This is a genomic window from Acinetobacter qingfengensis (assembly GCF_008693185.1).
GTDB lineage: Bacteria > Pseudomonadota > Gammaproteobacteria > Pseudomonadales > Moraxellaceae > Acinetobacter > Acinetobacter qingfengensis.
The window spans coordinates 24,078-43,229 of the sequence record NZ_VXKN01000007.1 but is presented as its reverse complement, the minus strand read 5'-3'; the positions used below and the strand labels follow the sequence as shown (position 1 = coordinate 43,229).

The 19,152-nt window shown below is 36.7% G+C and carries 15 protein-coding genes; 9 read left to right on the top strand and 6 right to left on the bottom strand.

Annotated elements, in window-relative coordinates; translation table 11 throughout:
- Nucleotides 1–176: 176 nt before the first annotated feature.
- The 5 genes from F4V57_RS09910 to F4V57_RS09890 all read left to right on the top strand — a co-directional run bounded on the left by F4V57_RS09910 (nucleotide 177) and on the right by F4V57_RS09890 (nucleotide 6,213).
- Entirely contained in the window at nucleotides 177–1,607 is a 1,431-nt protein-coding gene (locus F4V57_RS09910; RefSeq protein WP_406564525.1) for a gamma-aminobutyraldehyde dehydrogenase, read from the top strand.
- A 14-nt stretch (nucleotides 1,608–1,621) separates the two neighbouring features.
- On the top strand, nucleotides 1,622–2,392 hold the full coding sequence (locus F4V57_RS09905; protein ID WP_070070178.1) for a nuclear transport factor 2 family protein: 771 nt from the start codon (nucleotides 1,622–1,624) through the stop codon (nucleotides 2,390–2,392).
- Between the two features lie 60 nt (nucleotides 2,393–2,452).
- Nucleotides 2,453–3,178 (top strand): FadR/GntR family transcriptional regulator, encoded by a 726-nt coding sequence (locus F4V57_RS09900; RefSeq protein ID WP_070070177.1) that lies wholly within the window; start codon nucleotides 2,453–2,455, stop codon nucleotides 3,176–3,178.
- A 55-nt stretch (nucleotides 3,179–3,233) separates the two neighbouring features.
- A complete protein-coding gene (locus F4V57_RS09895) occupies nucleotides 3,234–3,941 on the top strand; it encodes a cache domain-containing protein (RefSeq protein ID WP_070070298.1) in 708 nt (235 codons plus the stop codon).
- A gap of 175 nt (nucleotides 3,942–4,116) precedes the next feature.
- Entirely contained in the window at nucleotides 4,117–6,213 is a 2,097-nt protein-coding gene (locus F4V57_RS09890) for a TonB-dependent siderophore receptor (RefSeq protein WP_070070176.1), read from the top strand.
- 78 nt (nucleotides 6,214–6,291) lie between these two features.
- Here the strand turns inward: F4V57_RS09890 and F4V57_RS09885 are convergent, their stop codons facing one another.
- The 4 genes from F4V57_RS09885 to dapA all read right to left on the bottom strand — a co-directional run bounded on the left by F4V57_RS09885 (nucleotide 6,292) and on the right by dapA (nucleotide 11,193).
- The gene (locus F4V57_RS09885; protein WP_070070175.1) at nucleotides 6,292–8,703 is read right to left on the bottom strand and encodes a TonB-dependent receptor plug domain-containing protein; all 2,412 of its coding nucleotides are present in this window, start codon (nucleotides 8,701–8,703) and stop codon (nucleotides 6,292–6,294) included.
- Nucleotides 8,704–8,921: 218 nt separating this feature from the next.
- A complete protein-coding gene (purC, locus tag F4V57_RS09880) occupies nucleotides 8,922–9,641 on the bottom strand; it encodes a phosphoribosylaminoimidazolesuccinocarboxamide synthase (protein WP_070070174.1) in 720 nt (239 codons plus the stop codon).
- A 36-nt stretch (nucleotides 9,642–9,677) separates the two neighbouring features.
- A complete protein-coding gene (locus tag F4V57_RS09875) occupies nucleotides 9,678–10,274 on the bottom strand; it encodes a hypothetical protein (protein ID WP_070070173.1) in 597 nt (198 codons plus the stop codon).
- Between the two features lie 22 nt (nucleotides 10,275–10,296).
- Entirely contained in the window at nucleotides 10,297–11,193 is an 897-nt protein-coding gene (dapA, locus tag F4V57_RS09870; RefSeq protein ID WP_070070172.1) for a 4-hydroxy-tetrahydrodipicolinate synthase, read from the bottom strand.
- Nucleotides 11,194–11,726: 533 nt separating this feature from the next.
- On the opposite strand from dapA, the gene F4V57_RS09865 reads away from it, so the two are divergent.
- Nucleotides 11,727–12,095: a NirD/YgiW/YdeI family stress tolerance protein gene (locus F4V57_RS09865; RefSeq protein ID WP_070070171.1), complete on the top strand. Its 369-nt coding sequence runs from the start codon at nucleotides 11,727–11,729 to the stop codon at nucleotides 12,093–12,095.
- A gap of 101 nt (nucleotides 12,096–12,196) precedes the next feature.
- On the top strand, nucleotides 12,197–13,765 hold the full coding sequence (guaA, locus tag F4V57_RS09860; RefSeq protein ID WP_070070170.1) for a glutamine-hydrolyzing GMP synthase: 1,569 nt from the start codon (nucleotides 12,197–12,199) through the stop codon (nucleotides 13,763–13,765).
- Between the two features lie 329 nt (nucleotides 13,766–14,094).
- Here the strand turns inward: guaA and F4V57_RS09855 are convergent, their stop codons facing one another.
- Both F4V57_RS09855 and F4V57_RS09850 read right to left on the bottom strand, forming a co-directional pair.
- A complete protein-coding gene (locus tag F4V57_RS09855) occupies nucleotides 14,095–15,060 on the bottom strand; it encodes a helix-turn-helix domain-containing protein (RefSeq protein ID WP_070070169.1) in 966 nt (321 codons plus the stop codon).
- Between the two features lie 172 nt (nucleotides 15,061–15,232).
- Nucleotides 15,233–16,660, bottom strand: a complete 1,428-nt coding sequence (locus F4V57_RS09850) for an APC family permease (RefSeq protein WP_070070168.1) — start codon at nucleotides 16,658–16,660, stop codon at nucleotides 15,233–15,235.
- 303 nt (nucleotides 16,661–16,963) lie between these two features.
- Between F4V57_RS09850 and F4V57_RS09845 the strand changes: the two genes are divergently transcribed.
- Together F4V57_RS09845 and F4V57_RS09840 are read left to right on the top strand one after the other, a co-directional pair.
- On the top strand, nucleotides 16,964–18,313 hold the full coding sequence (locus F4V57_RS09845) for an alginate export family protein (protein WP_070069420.1): 1,350 nt from the start codon (nucleotides 16,964–16,966) through the stop codon (nucleotides 18,311–18,313).
- Nucleotides 18,314–18,446: 133 nt separating this feature from the next.
- Complete coding sequence (locus tag F4V57_RS09840; RefSeq protein ID WP_227515669.1) at nucleotides 18,447–19,112, top strand: LuxR family transcriptional regulator; 666 nt, start codon at nucleotides 18,447–18,449, stop codon at nucleotides 19,110–19,112.
- Nucleotides 19,113–19,152 lie beyond the last annotated feature (40 nt).

Here is a 19,152-nt window from a genome sequence, read left to right as displayed (position 1 = left end):
AATATTAATACATTAATCTGAAGAATTGAAAGTAAGAACACAAAACTATGCGTGAGTTTCAGATAGAGAATAGCTGCTAAATTTTAATATTCAAGCTAAAAAATTATTGACATTAGAAAATAAAAACAATACATATAAAGTTATAGGTTATATTTATTCAAAGTCACAGGACGATCATGATGAACAAGTTAAAACATTTTATTAATGGTGAATATGTTGATGGTACAGGAACAGAGTTTTTTGATCTGGTTTCACCTGTTACTGGACAGATTTATGCCCAGTCACCGAATGCCACGGATGCTGATGTAGATGCCGCTTATGCAGCAGCCAAAGCAGCATTTAAAATCTGGGGTCGAACTACACCATCGGTTCGTCAGAAGGCATTATTACAACTGGCTGATGCTATTGAGGAAAATGCAGAACGTTTAATCGAAGCACAAAGTCGTAATACCGGACAACTAAAACATCTAATTGCATCAGAAGAAATAGGTACTTCCGCAGATCAAATCCGATTTTTTGCAGGAGCTGCCAGATTTTTGGATGGCAAGGCAACAGGCGAATATCTGGAAGGACTGACATCCAGTATTCGCCGTGAACCTCTTGGCGTGGTTGGACAGGTAACACCCTGGAATTATCCATTGATGATGGCAGTATGGAAAATTGCACCTGCGTTGGCAGCAGGCAATACCGTAGTCTTAAAACCAAGTGATACCACGCCTGAAAGTACCTTGTTACTGGCAGAACTGGCTGCCCCTTTCTTTCCAAAAGGGACATTTAACGTGGTATTAGGAAATGCAAATGTAGGAGCCAAAGTTGTTTCCCATAAAACACCAGCACTGGTTTCGATTACAGGTTCGGTACGGGCAGGATTACAGGTTGCAGCATCAGCCGCAGCAAATCTGGCAAAAGCTCACCTTGAATTGGGTGGAAAAGCACCTGTTGTCGTTTTTGATGATGCAGATCTAGATAAAGCTGTCGAAATGATTGCTGTAACTGGTTATTTTAATGCAGGTCAGGATTGTACGGCTGCAACCCGAGTCATAGTTGCTGAGTCCATTCATGATCAGTTTGTGGAAAAACTGGTTGAGGCTGCCAAAAATACCCGTTTTGGCGATCCAGATGATACCGATGCATTATACGGCCCATTAAATAATGCCAATCAGCTTAGAAATGTACAGAATTTTATTAAGGGTTTACCTGCACATGCCAAAGTTGAAACAGGCGGACAGCAGGCAGATAGAGAAGGGTTTTATTTTGAACCTACCGTGATTACAGGTTTGTTGCAACATGATGATGCCATTCAAAATGAAATTTTTGGCCCTGTGGTCACAGTACAAAAATTTGTAGATGAAGCCGATGCCATAGATAAGGCAAATGATGTGGAATATGGTCTGGCTTCCAGTGTCTGGACAAGGAATCATGCTCGTGCCCTGAGATTATCAAGAGAACTGGATTTTGGTACAGTCTGGATTAATACACACATCCCATTAACCGCAGAAATGCCTCATGGTGGTTTCAAAAAATCAGGTTATGGTAAAGATTTATCTGCTTATGGTTTTGAAGAATATACCAGAATCAAGCATGTCATGAGTTCTAATCAAGACTGATCTGGAGAATGATGATGAATAAACAGCAAATAAAAGATTTAGTCGTCACGGCGCATCATGAATTATTTACTTTGCATGATGTGAGTGCTCTGGAACGATATTTTTCCAGTGATTTCATTGAACATTCACCACTGGTTGAGGATGGCTTGGCAGGCTTAAAACAACTGGTAAAGGATTATCCTGATATTAAACATGAAGCTGTTCGGGTATTAGCTGATGGCGATCTGGTTGCCATACATGGACGCTTTGAAGGGCTGGATGAACAACCACTGGTTGGCTTTGATATTTATCGGGTCAAAGAGGGTAAAATTGTTGAACACTGGGATGGTCTGGTTGCAGAAGCATCCGCAAATTCCAGTGGACGTACTCAGCTTGATGGCCCAACAGATATTGGTGTTACAGGACAGGAAGCTCAAAATCGTCATTTCATCACGGAGTTTTTTACTAAAACACTGATTGATGGTGATTATGAAGGTTTTAAACAATATACCAACGGGGCACAGTTCCATTTACATAGCCCTGATATTGGAGATGGCGCTCAGGCTGTGATTGATTTTCTCAACAAAATCCGTGATCAGGGAGAAGGTCTGGTATACTTGAAAATTCATCGTATCATAGCAGAAGGGCAATTTGTTCTAACCCATTCTGAAGGCAGTATTGCCAATTCCCGACATGCCTATTTTGAATTATGGCGTATAGAGAATGGGCAAATTGTAGAGCTCTGGGATGCAATTCCTGCTGTACCAGAAGATCAGAATGCAGTTCATGCTTATGGTGTTTTTTAACCTGTTTGCTGGAAAAGGCTGAATATTTTATGATTCAGCCGCATAGAGATCAGATTTTTAATGACAGCACATACTATTATTTTCTCACCTATTGAGCAGTCAACACGTTCGGAACAAGTTGTGGAACGGCTTGAAAATGCCATCATTTCAGGTTTATTAAAACATAATGAGCAACTTCCAAACGAAACTGATTTGGCACGTTTGATGGGTGTTTCTCCCATTACGGTAAGGGATGCATTAAATACTTTACGTGGTAAAGGTTTGATTGATACCCGGCGTGGACGTAATGGTGGAAGTTTTGTATGTGAATTATCCATTGAGCGCATTTTTAAGCAGCATCCTTTGCACCAAGCAAGTCATGAATATCTGGCAGATTTGGGTGAGTTTCACTGTGCAATTTTAGGACATAGTGCTGTTTTGGCAGTACAACGGGCAACAGAACAGGATTGGATGAAATTAAATGATTTGATTGGGCTATTTACTCAGGCAGATACGGCAGAACTTCGTGTTCAGATGGATATGCGTTGCCTGTTGTCTTTATGCTCTTTATCGCAGTCCGCTCGGTTAGCCAATCAGGAGTTGGCAATACAGGCAGAATGGGCACCATTGATTTCGAGATTATATCAGGATTCTTTGTTTCATATAAATATTGTTGAACAATATCATATTCTTATCGATATTTTAAAGCACAGAGATATTATTCGGTCAGAACAACAAATGAAACATCTTATCTCGATTGGCATAGACCAAATGTTAAGATATAAATTGTCCATGGAAGATGAATAGTTTAGATTCTGGTTAACTCCAGTACAGATAAACAATATGAGGAGTTTAGAAAATGATGATAAAAAACTTAAATCTCGAAAAATTAGATTTTTTAGTCAAACAGGTATTTCAGGAAACAATCTCGATTGCACAAAGTCTTGCGATGAAAGCAAGTCATATTATATCTAAACAAAGTACTGAACAATATTCAGGTATTAAGCTATCAGATCAACAACGACATGAATTACAACTAGAAATTAAGCAGTCACTTTGTAAAAGCCATTACAGTTATGGTATGGGATTTGCCAGTTATCGGCCTGCTATGGATGAGGAAGGGGATTATTGGACTTTAGAATGGTGGTTTAAAAAAGATAATATCCTGCAACAAGCAAATTTAGAAAATTATCAAAACGCACAACGATTTCTGGATTTTCGATATTTTGACTGGTTTCAGCAACCAGAAATCAATAAAAAATTATATATTCAAGGACCGTATGTCGATTATATTTGTAATGGTGCATACACCATCACTACTGCTTATCCTGTCATTGTACAGGGGCAATTTATTGGGGTGATTGCTATAGACTTACTGGTATCTTCTTTGGAAAAGCTTTTTTTGCCTTGTCTAAAAGCAATTAAGGAAACAGCCGTCATTATTAATGATAATTCTCGTGTTTTGACTTCGAATGCATTTAATGTGCGTACAGGGTCGTTGATTAATCTTGAACATTCCAAGCTTCTTTATCATTATCCAGACCAACCATTTCAGGTTATTGTATTTTAAAATAAAAAATTAATCGCTACAGGTATCTAGTGATTTCTAGATGAGTAAATTTTATTTGTCATGCTTTAGATATAGTTGAGAATGAAAACAATTATAATATTATTTTAAATTATTGTTGAAAATTGGTATAAAGTTTTATTAAATACCTCACCTTTTTTGTATGAGTACTGATCACATGGCTGACTTTAAATTTAAAGTACTTTCTTTTTCAATTTTATCTCTTTTAAGCAGTGCTGTCTTTGCAAATACTGACACAGATACAACAACACCTACTGTATTGCCAATCTTAAATGTGGATGCCGAATCGGATCAGCATAAATATGCGGCAACAAAAGCCAGCGCAGTTTTGCGATCGGATCAACCATTATTTGAAACTGCACAATCTATTAGCGTCATTACCGAAAAACAATTACAACAAAAACAAGCTAAAACTTTATCTGAAGCAATTGAAGGGGTTGCCGGTGTAACATCAGGACAGTATGGTCGCCGAGGCTGGGATGATTTTATCATTCGTGGGCAGGTAGCAAGTTCACAAACCTATATTGATGGTTTACGAGTGCAAACTTCAGATAATGCATTGCGTTCGGAAGATATTAGCGGCTTACAATCTATTGAAGTGGTCAAAGGGCCGACATCGACAGGTTTTGGTTTTGCTTTACCTGGCGGTTTAGTGAATTTAACCACTAAACGCCCTCAAGCTGAAACCTTTTATCGTGGCAGTCTAAGCTATGGTAGTTATGCGCTCAAAGATGGAACATTTGACATCAATTATGCACCTAATCACAGTGCTAAAGGTGCATTCCGAGTTGTGGGGCATGTTTCTGACCAGAATGATGCCACTGATTATGTTTACTTTAAAAATTATTATATTGCACCATCTTATAATTTTGATTTAGGTGATAAAGACGAATTATCGGTAATCGCCAGTTATCAACATCGAGAATTTATTCGTCAGCAAGGGATTCCATATAGTGATGGTGCATATAAAAATTACCCACACAGCCTGTATTTTGGTGCAACAAACTTAAGTAATACCGTGGATAGTTATCGTTTTGGTGCAAACTACACACATTATTTTGATCATGACTGGACGTTTAAATCAAATTTTGCAGTCATAAAAACAGAAGCTGATAATAATCCGGTATTGGCTGGTAGTAATAATACCCTACCAACAATCAAACGAACTGTAGAAAGGCAAATTAAAGATGATTTAAATTTTACATGGGATAACAATGTTTCTCGCCATTTTGATTGGGGGAAAACACAATATGATTTGATGATTGGTTTGGATATGGCGCATGAACGTAGTGATTACGAACGTCGTAGACGTACACTCACTGCATTTAATGCGAATAATCCTGTATATACAGCGATTGAAGCTGCAACAGCGACAATTGCTCATCAAATTACTGATACACAGTATATGGGTTTGTATTTACGTAATAATTTCAAGATTGATGATCACTGGATCATTGGATTATCAGGTCGTCATGACTGGACTCAGGTCAAAGTTGATGATTTGTTTAATGATAGCAAGCTTAAAAATTCAGATAGTGCCTTTACCGGTAGTGCATCATTGATGTATCAAATGAATGATATGTTTGCACCTTATTTGAGTTATTCAACATCATTCTTTCCGGTAAGTGATACAGGTGAAGGCGGGGTTTTATTAGATCCTGAAGAAGGTAAACAATTTGAAGCAGGGGTAAAATTTCAGGCTTTCAACCAAAAACTACAAGGCTATCTCGCTTATTATGATTTAACTCGTAAAAATGTGACTGAATCCGACTCTACTTTAGGATATTCAGTCCAGATTGGCGAGCAAAAAACCAAAGGTTTTGAGGCTGAACTTGCAGCAGCATTAACACCGCAATGGAATGTAACTGCGACCTATAGCTATATTCCTACAGCAGAAACAACGGAAAGTACAACAGCCAGTGATATTGGTAAGCGTATTAACCATGTACCTAAAAATGCAGCGTCATTATCTACGCAATATTTCTTTAGTCCGGATCAGTTAGGCTGGAATATTGGTGCGGGTATCACTTATCAGGGCGCACGTACAGCACAACGTACAACTTATTATGTTCCACTGTCTAGTTATACTTTATATGATGTAAAAGCAGGATATGAAGCAAAACATTGGGGAGCAAACTTTAGTATTAAAAATATGTTTGATAAGGAATATTTGGTTGGTACGACACCCAATGCACAACTTGTCAGTTGGGGTGAACCACGGACTTTCCGTCTGACTTTAAACTTTAAATACTAATTTAATTATTATTACAAAGGTTGCTGCTTCGATGCGTAGAAGCAGCAACCTTTTTTATGGCCTTAAATAATTAGAGGTTTACCAGCGATAACTGGCTTTTGCATAATAAAATGCACCATTAAAGCCAAAGGGTGAAAACTGACTATATTGTAAACTACCACCGGTTGGCTGATTAATGTCATAGACATCTTTATCAGGATAAACATCAGTAATATTGTCACCACCGACAATAAAATTCCAATTGTTATATTGATATGATAATGACAGATCTAGCAGCCATTTTGCAGAAAAGTATTGATCTTTTTCTGGGCCTGAATTGCTATAGGTTCTGAAACTGCCATAACGGGTTAATGTGGTATTAATACCAAAATTACCCAGTTGATAATCCGTATTTAAACTCAATTTATGTTCAGGAATACTACCGGCTAAAAGACCAAACTGTTCACGGCGATCCAGACGGGCTAGAGTTAAACCTAGCGCATTTAATACTTCAGGGTTACCATCTACATGAGTAACTTTATTGCGATTATAATTATATGCTAGTGAGGTGTTTAGCTTGCCGTGTGGCAGTTGATCCCATTTATAACTGGCAACCAGATCTACACCACGTGTTTGAGTATCACTGGCATTATTAAAGTAACGCACTGTTGAAAAACTTGTATCAGTAATCCCATTTTCGGCCAGATATTGTTGTACAGCAGCACTGTTGGCGCTGATGCTGGAAGATAAACTAATGCGATCCTTAATATCAATTTGATAGGCATCTAGCGTTAAATAAAATTGATCGTTCGGGGTGAAGACGATGCCTGCACTAAAGCTCTTTGACTTCTCCGGTTTTAAATCTTCAGCACCAAGTAAGTGTGCGATCCGGGAACTTGCAGGAAAAGTCCCAGCCTCTACAAGATTACCATTGATCAATTGAGAACTGGTTTGAGTATAATACAGTTGCGCCAGTCCAGGCGCCCGAAAACCTGTGGAAGCATTTGCTCTGAAAGCGACACTTGGCGTAAATGCGTAACGAAAGGCCAGAGAACCGTTATTACTATCACCAAAATCATCGTAATGTTCATAACGATAAGCCAGAGAGGTAGATAATTTATCGGTTAAATTGGTTTCAAGATCCAGATAACCTGCATAACTATCACGTGACCATTTTCCTGCATCAGCATTCCGAAAACCGGCTAATCCAGAAGATCCACCTTTATAATAAGATTCGGGATCACCAGCCTTGATTTCATATTCCTGGTTAAAATATTGCGCGCCAAAAGCAACATTTAAAGGATGCTGAAGTGCAGACAGATTAAATTCACGGTTAAAATCTAAATTAACTAATTGCTGTTGATAAGATAATTCCCCATTATGGAAATATAAAGGAGTGGAACCTGTATCATTATATAAATCTACGTTAACTGTTCGAGTATCAACCTGATATTGATTTTGACCAAAATTAATAGAGGCATCATAATCCCAAGTACCAATTTGTCCTTTAATTCCGGCAACAGCTGCAATATCTTCTACAGTTGCATTAATTAAAGGTAAATAACCATTTGGAAATAATGCCGGAATATTATTGCTGGCATTACTTAAACGATAGAATGCGCCGGTTTCTGCTTTTCGATGGCTATATGTGGCAAAGCCATATAATTCGGCACTGTCTGTCAAATAGTATCCGCTATTTAATGCCAGTTTAACGTCTTGTGAATCTGGATCGCCAAAACGAAATGTTTGTTGACCATAAGTGGTTGAGGCTGCATTACGATAATCTTGTCCGGCTCGATTGGTTGCAGCACTATCTTGCCATTCCGCAGCAAAATTTAAAAAACCTTGTCCATGATTAAGATCAAATCCACCGGAAGCAAAAGATTGTTTTTGCTCGCCATCTCCTTCTTTATATTGACCATATTTCACGCCAACCTCACCATGAGATGGGTCAGATTTTAAAATGATATTGATAACACCGGCAATTGCATCAGAACCGTAACGTGCCGATGCACCATCACGTAATACTTCAATACGATTGATCGCCGAAATAGGAATTGCATTAAGATCTGCTGGCGCAGAACCACGACCAATTGTTCCGCCAAGATTAATAAAAGCACTGTTATGTCGGCGTTTGCCATTCACCAATACCAGCACTTGATCTGGAGATAAGCCTTTAAGCTGAGCAGGCCGGACAATTTCTGTACCATCGACCACCGTAGGGCGCGGAAAATTAATAGAGGGTACCAGACGAGATAATGCGGTTGCCAATTCCTGACTACCGGTACGCTGTACCAGATCTTCGGCACTGATTACATCAATAGGTTGTAAAGAATCGGTGAGAGAGCGATTTTTAGTTCTGGTTCCGGTCACAATTAAAGGGGCTAGTGTTTTGACTTCTGTATTTTGTGGTGCTTGTGTATTTTCATTTATATTAGAATTGTCGGCATTTGCATGTTGATAGAGTGCTGATAAAATAATAACCGTGGCAAGATTAACAACCGGTTTCATATTTTCTCCATTGTTTTAAAATTTTGTTAATTCATGTTAATGATTTGTGGAGAAAATCAAAAATAATATTGTGAGATATGACTATATTAAAAAGTGATTTAATATTTTATGAATAATTAAAAAGATTTTAAGCTAAAAAATAAAAACCTTTCAGACTTTAAAAGAAAATCTGAAAGGTTTAAAGAAAATCGGCTGATTTTTTGTACTGATTAATATAATCAGATATCAGATAAATCTACACCAATGCGTGCAGCGACTTCTTCATAAGCTTCAACTACACCGCCCAAGCCCTGACGGAAACGGTCTTTATCCAATTTTTTCTTGGTGTCTTTATCCCATAGACGGCAGCCATCTGGAGAAAATTCATCGCCAAGTACAATACGATCATGGAATACACCAAACTCAAGTTTGAAGTCGACCAACATCATATTGCCATCTGCAAAAATTTTAGAAAGAACATCATTCACTTTATAAGTGAGTTCTTTCATTTGTGCCAATTGTTCCGCAGTCGCCCAGTCCAAAGCAATTGCTTGGGATTCATTGACCATTGGATCGCCAAGGGCATCATCTTTAAAGAACAATTCAAAAGTTGGTGGATTAAGTTCTTTACCTTCTTCTACCCCAAGACGGCGACACAAAGAACCTGCTGCATAATTGCGAACCACACATTCTACAGGGATCATTTTTAGCTTTTTCACCAGAACTTCTGTTGGTGTAAGCAATTTTTCAAAATGCGTTTCAATACCTGCATCAGCAAGTTTTTGCATAATAAATGCATTGAAACGGTTATTGACTTTGCCTTTACGGTCAAGCTGAGCGATTTTTTCACCGTTGAATGCAGATGCATCATCACGGAACACCAGAATTAGGTGATCAGGATCATCTGTTTCATAAACAGATTTCGCTTTTCCAGTATAGAGCAAGGCTTGTTTTAACATGAGAGAACCTTCGATGAAGAGATATGCCTAAATCGGTTAGGCTGGCCAATTCTGAGCAATCAGATTTAACAATTCGTGTGCAGTTTCGGTAGGTGCGAAATTGCTATTACCTTGATAAACGCCCAATACGTTACTTGTACCTGTTGGTGATAAACGCAAGATATAAGTTTTACCTTCATATTGTACGCTTAATTGATAAGGTGTTTTGCCGTCTGTCGCATTTAAATTTGCTGTACTTGCCGCAGCAACAACATATTTCCAAACAGTTTCTGCATTACCATCAATTTTTAATAGCGGTACGTTGTTGCCATCAGTGACGAATTGAGGTTGTGTGTTTGCAACGCCAGTCGCAGCATTTGAAACAGGTGCAGTATTAGCATCAGGGCGAGGCATTTCAAAGCGGTTACCTTTGGCATTACTAAAGTTTGGTGCTTGTTGCAATGCCTGAGGATTAATAACCGGGGCAGGATAAAGTGCCTGTTGTGGACGCATTTGTACATCGGCAGGCACATTAAGAGGGGCTACAGCTTGCGTCTTTTTATAATCTAACGAATGATTACTGATACTAAAGCGCGCACAACCGACCAAACTGAATGCGATCATACCAAGGGTTAGACTTAGACGTAACTGCATACTTTATAGCTCTTGTTAAGTTTTAAATAATGCCTGTTGCTTTGAGTGCTTCACGTAATGGAGCACGGAACTGTTCTGCAAGTGGCGTTAATGGTAAACGGATACCTGATGTGGTTTTACCCATTTCATGTAGCGCCCATTTTACAGGGATTGGGTTGGATTCACAGAACAAAATTTCATGTAATTGTGCAACTTGTGTATTTAATTGTTCAGTCAGTGACTGATTACCTGCAAGCGCTGCAGCACAAATTTGGCTCATAGCATTTGGTGCAACATTGGCAGTGACAGAGATATTGCCTCTTGCGCCTGCCATGATCAATTTCCATGCGGTTGCATCATCTCCAGAAAACACCACCATATCCTGTGAACGAAGGTTTTGGATTAATTCTGTGCCACGAGCAACATTACCAGTTGCGTCCTTAATTCCAACAATGTTATCGATCTGGGACAGACGAATCACGGTATCATTGAGCATGTCTACACCCGTGCGACCAGGAACATTGTAAAGAATTTGTGGAATATCAACTGATCCAGCAATCTTTTTGTAGTGTTGATAGAGGCCTTCTTGTGTCGGTTTATTATAATAAGGTGTGACCAACAAGGCAGCATCTGCACCAATTTCTTTGGCTTCCTGTGTTAACTCAATGGCTTCGGTTGTGGAGTTTGCGCCAGTACCAGCGATAATTGGGATACGTTTGTCTGCAATGCGTACCATTTCTGCAATGACTTTGGCATGTTCATCCATGCTTAATGTAGATGCTTCACCTGTAGTACCAACGGCAACAATACTATTTGTTCCTTGTTCAATATGCCATTCCACAAGCTTCTTTAGGCCATCCCAGTCTACGCTGCCATCTTCATACATAGGTGTGATAATCGCGACAATTGAACCGTGAATGGACGTTGCATGCTGAGTCATTTTAAAACACAATCCTTTATTTGCCATCTAACCCCGATACTACAAATCAATAGTAAATGGCATAGACGGAATTAATCTTGAATAAATAAATGCGTAGATGTCATCACAGCAGAAAAATACAATAATGACAATAGCAAATTATGAACTATGCTCGATATAAGAACAACTAATCTTTGCATAAAGTGTGCTAAATAAGCAGATAGAAGTGGATAAAGTTAATTTTATACAACAACAATTTTATTTTTGTTTACTTTGTTCTAAATATGCAATAAGCACAAAAATCATATATTCTGCAAGGGTATAGGATTAAAAAAACTTTATATTTCAAGATGACTTCTACATTTTTTCATGTAAACAATGACTATTCATAACAAATCTTAATATTTATACAGAAACAACTGGTTTAGACTAAAAACATCTTACGAAAACATAAAGTATTTCATTTTTATTCTTAGTATGGAGAAAAAGTGCCGAAATTTTTGTAAGTTCGTTTGATCCAATAATTTTCCATAAAATCATAAATGAGGTAAAACATGAAAAAATTGATCCCAGCATTTTTGACAACCGTTATGGTTCTTTCTACATCCGCTGCATTTGCAGGAAATGATGCACAGGCAATTGCCCAAGGTCAAAAAAATCCAGTTACTGCTGCACAAGTAGCAAAATTACAGGATGAAACGCGGGTGACTTTAACCGGAACCTTAGTTCGCCAATACGCCGATGACCATGAAGAATATGAATTTCGTGATCAGACAGGCAGTATTAAGGTCGAAATTGATGATAAGCTTTTAAATCCACATGAATTTAAAGCAAATACCAAAGTCAAAATTGTGGGTGAAGTAGATACACATCGCTATAAACCAACGGATATCGAAGTATTACATGTTGAAATTTTGCCATAATCTCTTATCAATAAAATGCTGATGAAGAATAAGTGCGCCTGAATAATAAAAATGCTAGAATGCTGCGCTTATTCTTTATTAGCCTTGCATAGTAATTGCTCATGTCTACCAATACTCAAATTACTGAAGATCGCATCCTGATTTTGGATTTCGGTTCCCAATATAGCCAACTCATTGCACGCCGCGTCCGTGAAGCAGGCGTATATTCTGAAATGTATGCCTTTGATCTATCAGAGGAAGATATTCGCGCCTTTAATCCAAAGGGTATTATTTTGTCTGGTGGTCCAGAAAGTGTGCATGAAGAAGGTAGTCCACGTGCGCCACAGATTGTATTTGAACTTGGCGTACCAGTACTGGGTATTTGTTATGGTTTTCAAACCATGGCAGAACAGCTTGGTGGCAAAGTAGAAGCAGGCCATGTCCATGAATTTGGTTATGCAGAAGTGGACATTCAACAACGTGACCAACTGATTGCTGATTTACAGGATCAGGATAACCAGTTACATGTCTGGATGAGTCATGGCGATAAAGTAAGTCGTTTACCAGAAGGTTTTAGTACCACTGCCAGCACATCAAGCTGCCCATTTGCTGCGGCATCTGACCAAGCTCGTAGTTTTTATGGTGTACAATTCCACCCGGAAGTGACACATACAGCAAAAGGTGCAGAATTATTATCTAATTTTGTTCATAAAATTTGTGAATGTGGCGGGTTATGGACATCAGAAAACATTATTGATCTACGTGTAGAACAACTGCGTCAACAGATTGGTGATGAAAAAGTCTTGCTTGGATTATCTGGTGGCGTTGATTCTTCTGTCGTTGCTGCCTTATTGCATAAAGCAATTGGTGATCAACTTACCTGTGTATTCGTAGACAATGGATTGCTTCGCTTGCATGAAGGTGATCAAGTGATGCAAATGTTTGCAGAAAACATGGGGATTCGTGTGATTCGTGCTGATGCCGAACAACGATTCTTGTCTGCACTTGCTGGTGTGGCTGATCCTGAAGCCAAACGGAAAATTATCGGCCGTGAATTTATCGAAGTTTTTGCAGAAGAAGCCCGTAAACTTGATGGTGTACGCTTTCTTGCGCAAGGTACAATTTATCCTGATGTGATTGAATCTGCTGCAAGTAAACAAGGCAAGGCACATGTCATTAAGTCGCATCATAATGTAGGTGGCTTACCTGAGGATCTGGCATTTGATCTGGTTGAACCATTACGTGATTTATTTAAAGATGAGGTGCGTAAATTAGGCACAACCTTAGGTTTGCCACATGGCATGATTTATCGTCATCCATTTCCGGGACCAGGTTTAGGTGTCCGTATTTTGGGTGAAGTGAAAAAAGAATATGCAGATATCCTGCGCCTTGCAGATGATATCTTTATGCAGGAGCTTCATGCCAGTGGTTGGTATAATAAAACTGCACAAGCATTTGCTGTTTTTCAACCAGTTAAATCTGTAGGTGTTGTGGGGGATGGTCGCCGTTACGCATGGGTGATTGCCTTGCGTGCAGTTGAAACTGTAGATTTTATGACAGCACGTTTTGCACATTTACCTTATGAGCTGGTGGATAAAATCTCAACTCGAATCATGAATGAGATTAAAGATGTGTCGCGTGTTGTATATGATGTATCGTCTAAACCGCCAGCAACAATTGAGTGGGAATGATCCTGTGTTTAGCATGTATAGGAACGTGATGGTATTAAATGTTTCTGGATTTTTTTCTCACTAGTAAAGGGTAGTCTCGAAGGTCAAGTGCAACAACGATTTTAGATGTTGCACTTAGCACTCAGTTTGTACATCTTCCACTATATATATCTTATTGATAGCTCTAATAATTAAAACTGGTATCGAACTCCTAGAGCAAAATTTCGTCCTTGCTTTAGTATCTTTCGTACAAGCGAAAATTATTGAAATAAGTATCTAAATTTTTAATACATAGCACTTTGAACTATTGAAGCTGTGACTATGTTCGCCGACTGAGTATTATATCATGTTTAGTGAAATAAATGTTTAATTCTACGGTTAATTCTGAGGGTTTCTGATGGAGATTCAGCAAAAAGCCGTTTATAATCTGACGAAAATTGAGATAAATGCCAAAATCCAAAATTCATGGCGACTTCACTAATTGAAATGATTTCTTCTGATTGAGCTAAAACTTTTCTTACAGCATTAAGTCGCATATATTTAAAAAATAGTGCTGGACTCAGGCCAGTCACCTGCTCAAAAGAATTTTGTAAAGTTCTTCGGCATGTATAGGTCAATGAGCATAAATCATTAATAGACAAATTGTACTCATCAGTGTTTTGTACAGCTTCGATGGCTTGTTTAACAATTTGATGCGCTTTTTTTGTGGAAACTTTGAATTTATTTGGATGATCAGTTAAATGATCAAGATAAGTTTTAATTAACTCAATCATTTCCAGTTTAATTTGAGAGCGTGATTTTTTTGTTGCAATCAACATGGGTTGATTCAAAAGTGCATGAAAAAGTGAGCAAAACTTTGGATGTAGTTGTTGAATAATTTCAAGATTAGTCAGAACTTTAGAAGAATGATGTAATATTTCATCATATTGAGTTTCAAATAACTCTAAAGGTGCACTTAATGCAAAAAATGTACTATTTTGCGGAGTATGTAACATAATTTCTTCACCTGAAATTATGGAAAGAATGTGTTTATCTTTGATTTGTTTCCCTTTCCATACAGCAGGTTCGTCCAAATGCATGAACATGCCTAAACTAATACATAACGGTTTGGCAGATCCTTTTTGAAAGATAGAAGGAATAAAACTTTCTTCATATAATTGAATGCCTTCAAAATTAATTTCATTTAAGCAACTTTGGAATCGTCCTGAAGTAGTTTGATTATATGATAGATCCCAACTATCAAGCAGCATAGTGTGATAAGAAGCTTCCTGAATATTAGATGCTCGATAAAATTTATCATATTCATTGCATGGCATTTTATTATTTCGCAATTAAATCAATAATGTTGTATAAGCAAAATATATACCAATATGGTTAATTAAAGTTCTTAAAATAATTCCAATATATAAATTATATAGCTTATTTCCCTTATCTATTATGATTTGATAATAGTAAGTCCACTAATTATGAAAGTGGACCCATATTTTATTAAACGAGCTTAATTAATTGCCCTAACTTTGCATAGAGGCTAGGATCTTTTCTTTTTAAATATTGTGAAGTTAGGACTGCAACAGCAAAGCATAAGATAATGAAAAATGGCAAAATTAAAATTATTGAAGAAGATGAGCCACTTAATACCTTAATATTTTCTAAGACGTTAAATAGAACAAAGAGCATGCCCAGTGTTGCCAAAAATGGTGCAATCATTCTGCTCCATAATGATACAGGCAAATGATGATTACGTTGAAAGAACCGAATTGCTGCAATAGATACGCCAATTTGTAAAATTAATACGGTCATGCTACCCAGTAAAGATGACCATGCGAATACATCGGTCATTGGATCAAGTTGTGAAATACCGAAGACCAAAAGCATGATGATCATAAAAACACCCTGAATTATACTTGCAACATAAGGTGTCTGGTGTATTGGGTGTGTTTTTGCAATTTTTGACCAAAATAATTTATCTCTCCCCATTGTAAAAAGATAACGAGATAATGAATTATGAAAAGCTTGCGATGCTGCAAATAAGCTTGTCACCAATAAAATAGACATGACTTGAATAGACCAACTGCCTAATAGTTGTTCTGCAATATTAAATATAAATAAGTTTGGGTCGGCTGCTGCAATTTGAGCAATATTCTGTGCACCAATAAATTGTACTAAAGCCCAAGCGCTGAACGCAAAAAATAAGGTGATTATGGTAACAGCAATAAATGTAGCACGAGGAATGGTTGTTTGAGGATGTTTGCATTCTTCAGCGTAAATTGCGGTTGCTTCAAAACCAATAAATGAACAAATTGCAAAGACCATGGAAATTCCAAAATTTCCAGCAAAAAAAATTGAAGGTGTAAATGAACTAAATTCAAAAGACAAAGGTTGTTTTAAAATAAACAGATCAAGTAGAAAAATAATCCCGATTTCGCATAACAATAAAATACCTAGAATTTTTCCGCCAATTTCTACTTTGGCAATGCCCAAGATCACAACGATCACTTGCATAATAATGGCATACATCCACCAACTCAATGGAGAATGTAAATCAAATGATTGAATTAATTGATCGGTAAAAAAACCAAACATTGAGCTGACAGCGAGTTGCATACAGGTATAACCTAACAATGCCAGATTTAAACCAGACAAACCACAGGTAATCCCAAGTCCCTGAATAATGTATGCATAAAAAGCGCCGGAATTAATGACGTAACGGCTCATGGCCACAAAACCAAAACTAAATAAAAATAGTAATAAACCAGCAAGAAGATACACACCTGGTACACCAGCACCATTGCCAATAAAAAAGGCAATCGGTAAACCACCAACAGCTCCAGTTAATGGAGAAGCCGCTGCAACTACAAAAAATACAATAGCAAGAAGACCAAGGCTTCCTTTTTTAAGCTGATTTTCATTTGACATGTTGTTCTCCATAGTTAATTGAATTTCAGTTTAGGAATTGCACAAGGAGAAGTGTTATCAAAATTGGGCAAATTTCGTTAAATATTAAAATTTAAAATAAAAAATTGCCTTTTTTTGATAGCAAAAAATAAATTAAGAATAAAAAATAGACATTGTTGAAATTTTAGTGGTTTGAGAAAAGCTTGAAAAATTTGATGTATTTCTATTTTTAATGAAGTAATTAATAATTTTATAAAAAGCTTAACTTTGACTGTGAATTTTACTCAAAAATCTATTACTGTTTTAACTAAAAAGGAAAAGTAAATGAAAAACAAATTATATTGGTTTTTTTATGGAAATTTAATTAATTTTAGTGCCTTGAGTGCTTCTGCTGTATATGCAGAAATTTCATTGTATCAGCAAAAAAACACAGAAATTTATGCAACCGTTAATGGAACTTTGGGGATGTTTCATAGTAATAAAGGATATATTCCAGAAACAGAAAATCAAAAATATAATTGGCAGGAAGGCTATGTTCAATATGGTTTGGGAATAAATAAAAAAATAGCTAATGAAGGAACTGTATATGCTAAAACAAGTTTAGTGACAGCAGTAACTTTGGGTGATGGAGATGCTGGCGGATATACTGATGGTTCAGAATCTGCTACAAAAATAGAGGATGCCTATATTGGATGGAAATCTGGAAATATTTTTCCTATACTGGGTGAAGATGGTTTGGATATTTCTTATGGTCGGCAAAATTTATGTTTGGGAGATGGTTTTCTCATTTGTGCAGACGCGCCTAATTTAGGAAATGCCCCTGCCTTTCCAAAACAATATCATCATGATGGTGGTGGAACATACTATTTGGCAGGGCATCGTAATTTTAAGGATACTGCAATACTTAAGTTGGCTAAAAACAAACCTATCTCCCTGAGTCTATTTACTTTTAAATCTAATAATCCAATTCAAATGTATGCACGTTTTACAGGTACAAATCTTAATTACCAGTATAATAAGCATCATTTAGAATTTACTTATTTACAAAATAATTCTTTAGATCATTATCTGGCAACTCCTGAAACTTTAGGTACAAATGCATTTCGTGAAAAAATGAAAGTTTATAGCTTGCATGGTACAAGTAATTTAAATCTTCAAAATGCACTATTCTCTTTTGAATATGCATATCAGAATAAGAAAAATAGCGATACTGCCAATGCCTGGTATATAAAAACAGGTTATATATTTTCTAATCTAAAATGGGAGCCTTCCATTTTTGTAAGATATTCAAGATTTTCTGAAAATTGGGATAATTTATTTGTAGGCGCAGCAGAGTATGGGACTTGGTTTCAAGGTGAGGTTGCTTATAATTATTCAGGACCTTTTAATAATAATACCCAGATTTCTACAGTAGGTTTAAATTTTTCTCCTAAAGAAAATCTGAGTTTTGGAGCAATTTTCTATAAATTTGACACCTTAAATAAGGTGGATGCACCTAATTTATCTGGAAAAGAGTTGGATATTTATGGGGTGTGGAATATTAATGAAAAACTCATGTTATCTCCTGTTTTGGCTTTTTATAAACCTGAAGATGATGATACTAATAATGGATTGCAAAATGGTAACCATAAATTAAATTTTTATTATTCAATTATTTTGAGTTACTCTTTTTAAATTTATTTAATTAATGTTAATCAGAGAATCAGGTTGTGGGCTTGCTTGATTCTATTTTTTATTAGATTTTTATAATAGTGGCATGTTTTCTGCTTTATCTCATACAGAATATTTTTATATTGAAGGTATAGTGATGGAATGTAGAGGCTGGGTAACTTTTGTAGATCATTTCATTTTTTCAATTACCAAGGCTGTCCCTTTTACCCGTTTTTTTTCCTATGATGTGACGTTGGATACGGCAAATATTCACGCTTATCATGCCAAAAATCTCAGTGAAAATGCCATCGACTATTATCTGAAAAATATGTGTGATTATGACCCAATTTATGTAAAAAATAATAAACATAACACGATGGAAATGGCCCGTTTGCAGGATAGATCTATTCCTGAACCTTATCAGGATTTTTTATATGAAAATTCTGTCGTCGATAACATCGAATTATTTTTTAAGAAAGACCAAAATTCCATTTGTGGCATTAGTTTGATTCGATCCTCAGATGAAGGTGTATTTTCTGATCAGGAAATTACAATTATTGATAGTTGTTATTCTATGGCAAAATTTCAAATGCAAATGATACAGCAGGATACCGAAATATTGCCTGTATATAATCATATAGAACATTTAACTGCTAGAGAACAAAAAGTGATGACCTTGATTTTACAAGGCAAGAAAAATCAAGATATTGCTGATGAATTGTTTGTTAGTTTGGCTACAGTTAAAACGCATCTTCAGCATATTTTTCAAAAAACTATGGTAAACAGTAAACAGGAATTAATTTTAAAAACATTGTCCTGCTAGGTTCACAATAGTTTTCCTTAATAATTGAACATTGCTCATT

Bases quoted from the DNA above. Each gene is read 5' to 3' on its own strand.
- F4V57_RS09855 (WP_070070169.1), bottom strand. From the start codon at position 15,060: ATGCCATGCAATGAATATGATAAATTTTATCGAGCATCTAATATTCAG.
- dapA (WP_070070172.1), bottom strand. From the start codon at position 11,193: ATGACTCAGCATGCAACGTCCATTCACGGTTCAATTGTCGCGATTATC.
- F4V57_RS09885 (WP_070070175.1), bottom strand. From the start codon at position 8,703: ATGAAACCGGTTGTTAATCTTGCCACGGTTATTATTTTATCAGCACTC.
- F4V57_RS09905 (WP_070070178.1), top strand. From the start codon at position 1,622: ATGAATAAACAGCAAATAAAAGATTTAGTCGTCACGGCGCATCATGAA.
- F4V57_RS09895 (WP_070070298.1), top strand. From the start codon at position 3,234: ATGATAAAAAACTTAAATCTCGAAAAATTAGATTTTTTAGTCAAACAG.
- F4V57_RS09850 (WP_070070168.1), bottom strand. From the start codon at position 16,660: ATGTCAAATGAAAATCAGCTTAAAAAAGGAAGCCTTGGTCTTCTTGCT.
- F4V57_RS09840 (WP_227515669.1), top strand. From the start codon at position 18,447: ATGGAATGTAGAGGCTGGGTAACTTTTGTAGATCATTTCATTTTTTCA.
- F4V57_RS09890 (WP_070070176.1), top strand. From the start codon at position 4,117: ATGGCTGACTTTAAATTTAAAGTACTTTCTTTTTCAATTTTATCTCTT.
- F4V57_RS09910 (WP_406564525.1), top strand. From the start codon at position 177: ATGATGAACAAGTTAAAACATTTTATTAATGGTGAATATGTTGATGGT.
- F4V57_RS09900 (WP_070070177.1), top strand. From the start codon at position 2,453: ATGACAGCACATACTATTATTTTCTCACCTATTGAGCAGTCAACACGT.
- guaA (WP_070070170.1), top strand. From the start codon at position 12,197: ATGTCTACCAATACTCAAATTACTGAAGATCGCATCCTGATTTTGGAT.
- F4V57_RS09875 (WP_070070173.1), bottom strand. From the start codon at position 10,274: ATGCAGTTACGTCTAAGTCTAACCCTTGGTATGATCGCATTCAGTTTG.
- purC (WP_070070174.1), bottom strand. From the start codon at position 9,641: ATGTTAAAACAAGCCTTGCTCTATACTGGAAAAGCGAAATCTGTTTAT.
- F4V57_RS09845 (WP_070069420.1), top strand. From the start codon at position 16,964: ATGAAAAACAAATTATATTGGTTTTTTTATGGAAATTTAATTAATTTT.
- F4V57_RS09865 (WP_070070171.1), top strand. From the start codon at position 11,727: ATGAAAAAATTGATCCCAGCATTTTTGACAACCGTTATGGTTCTTTCT.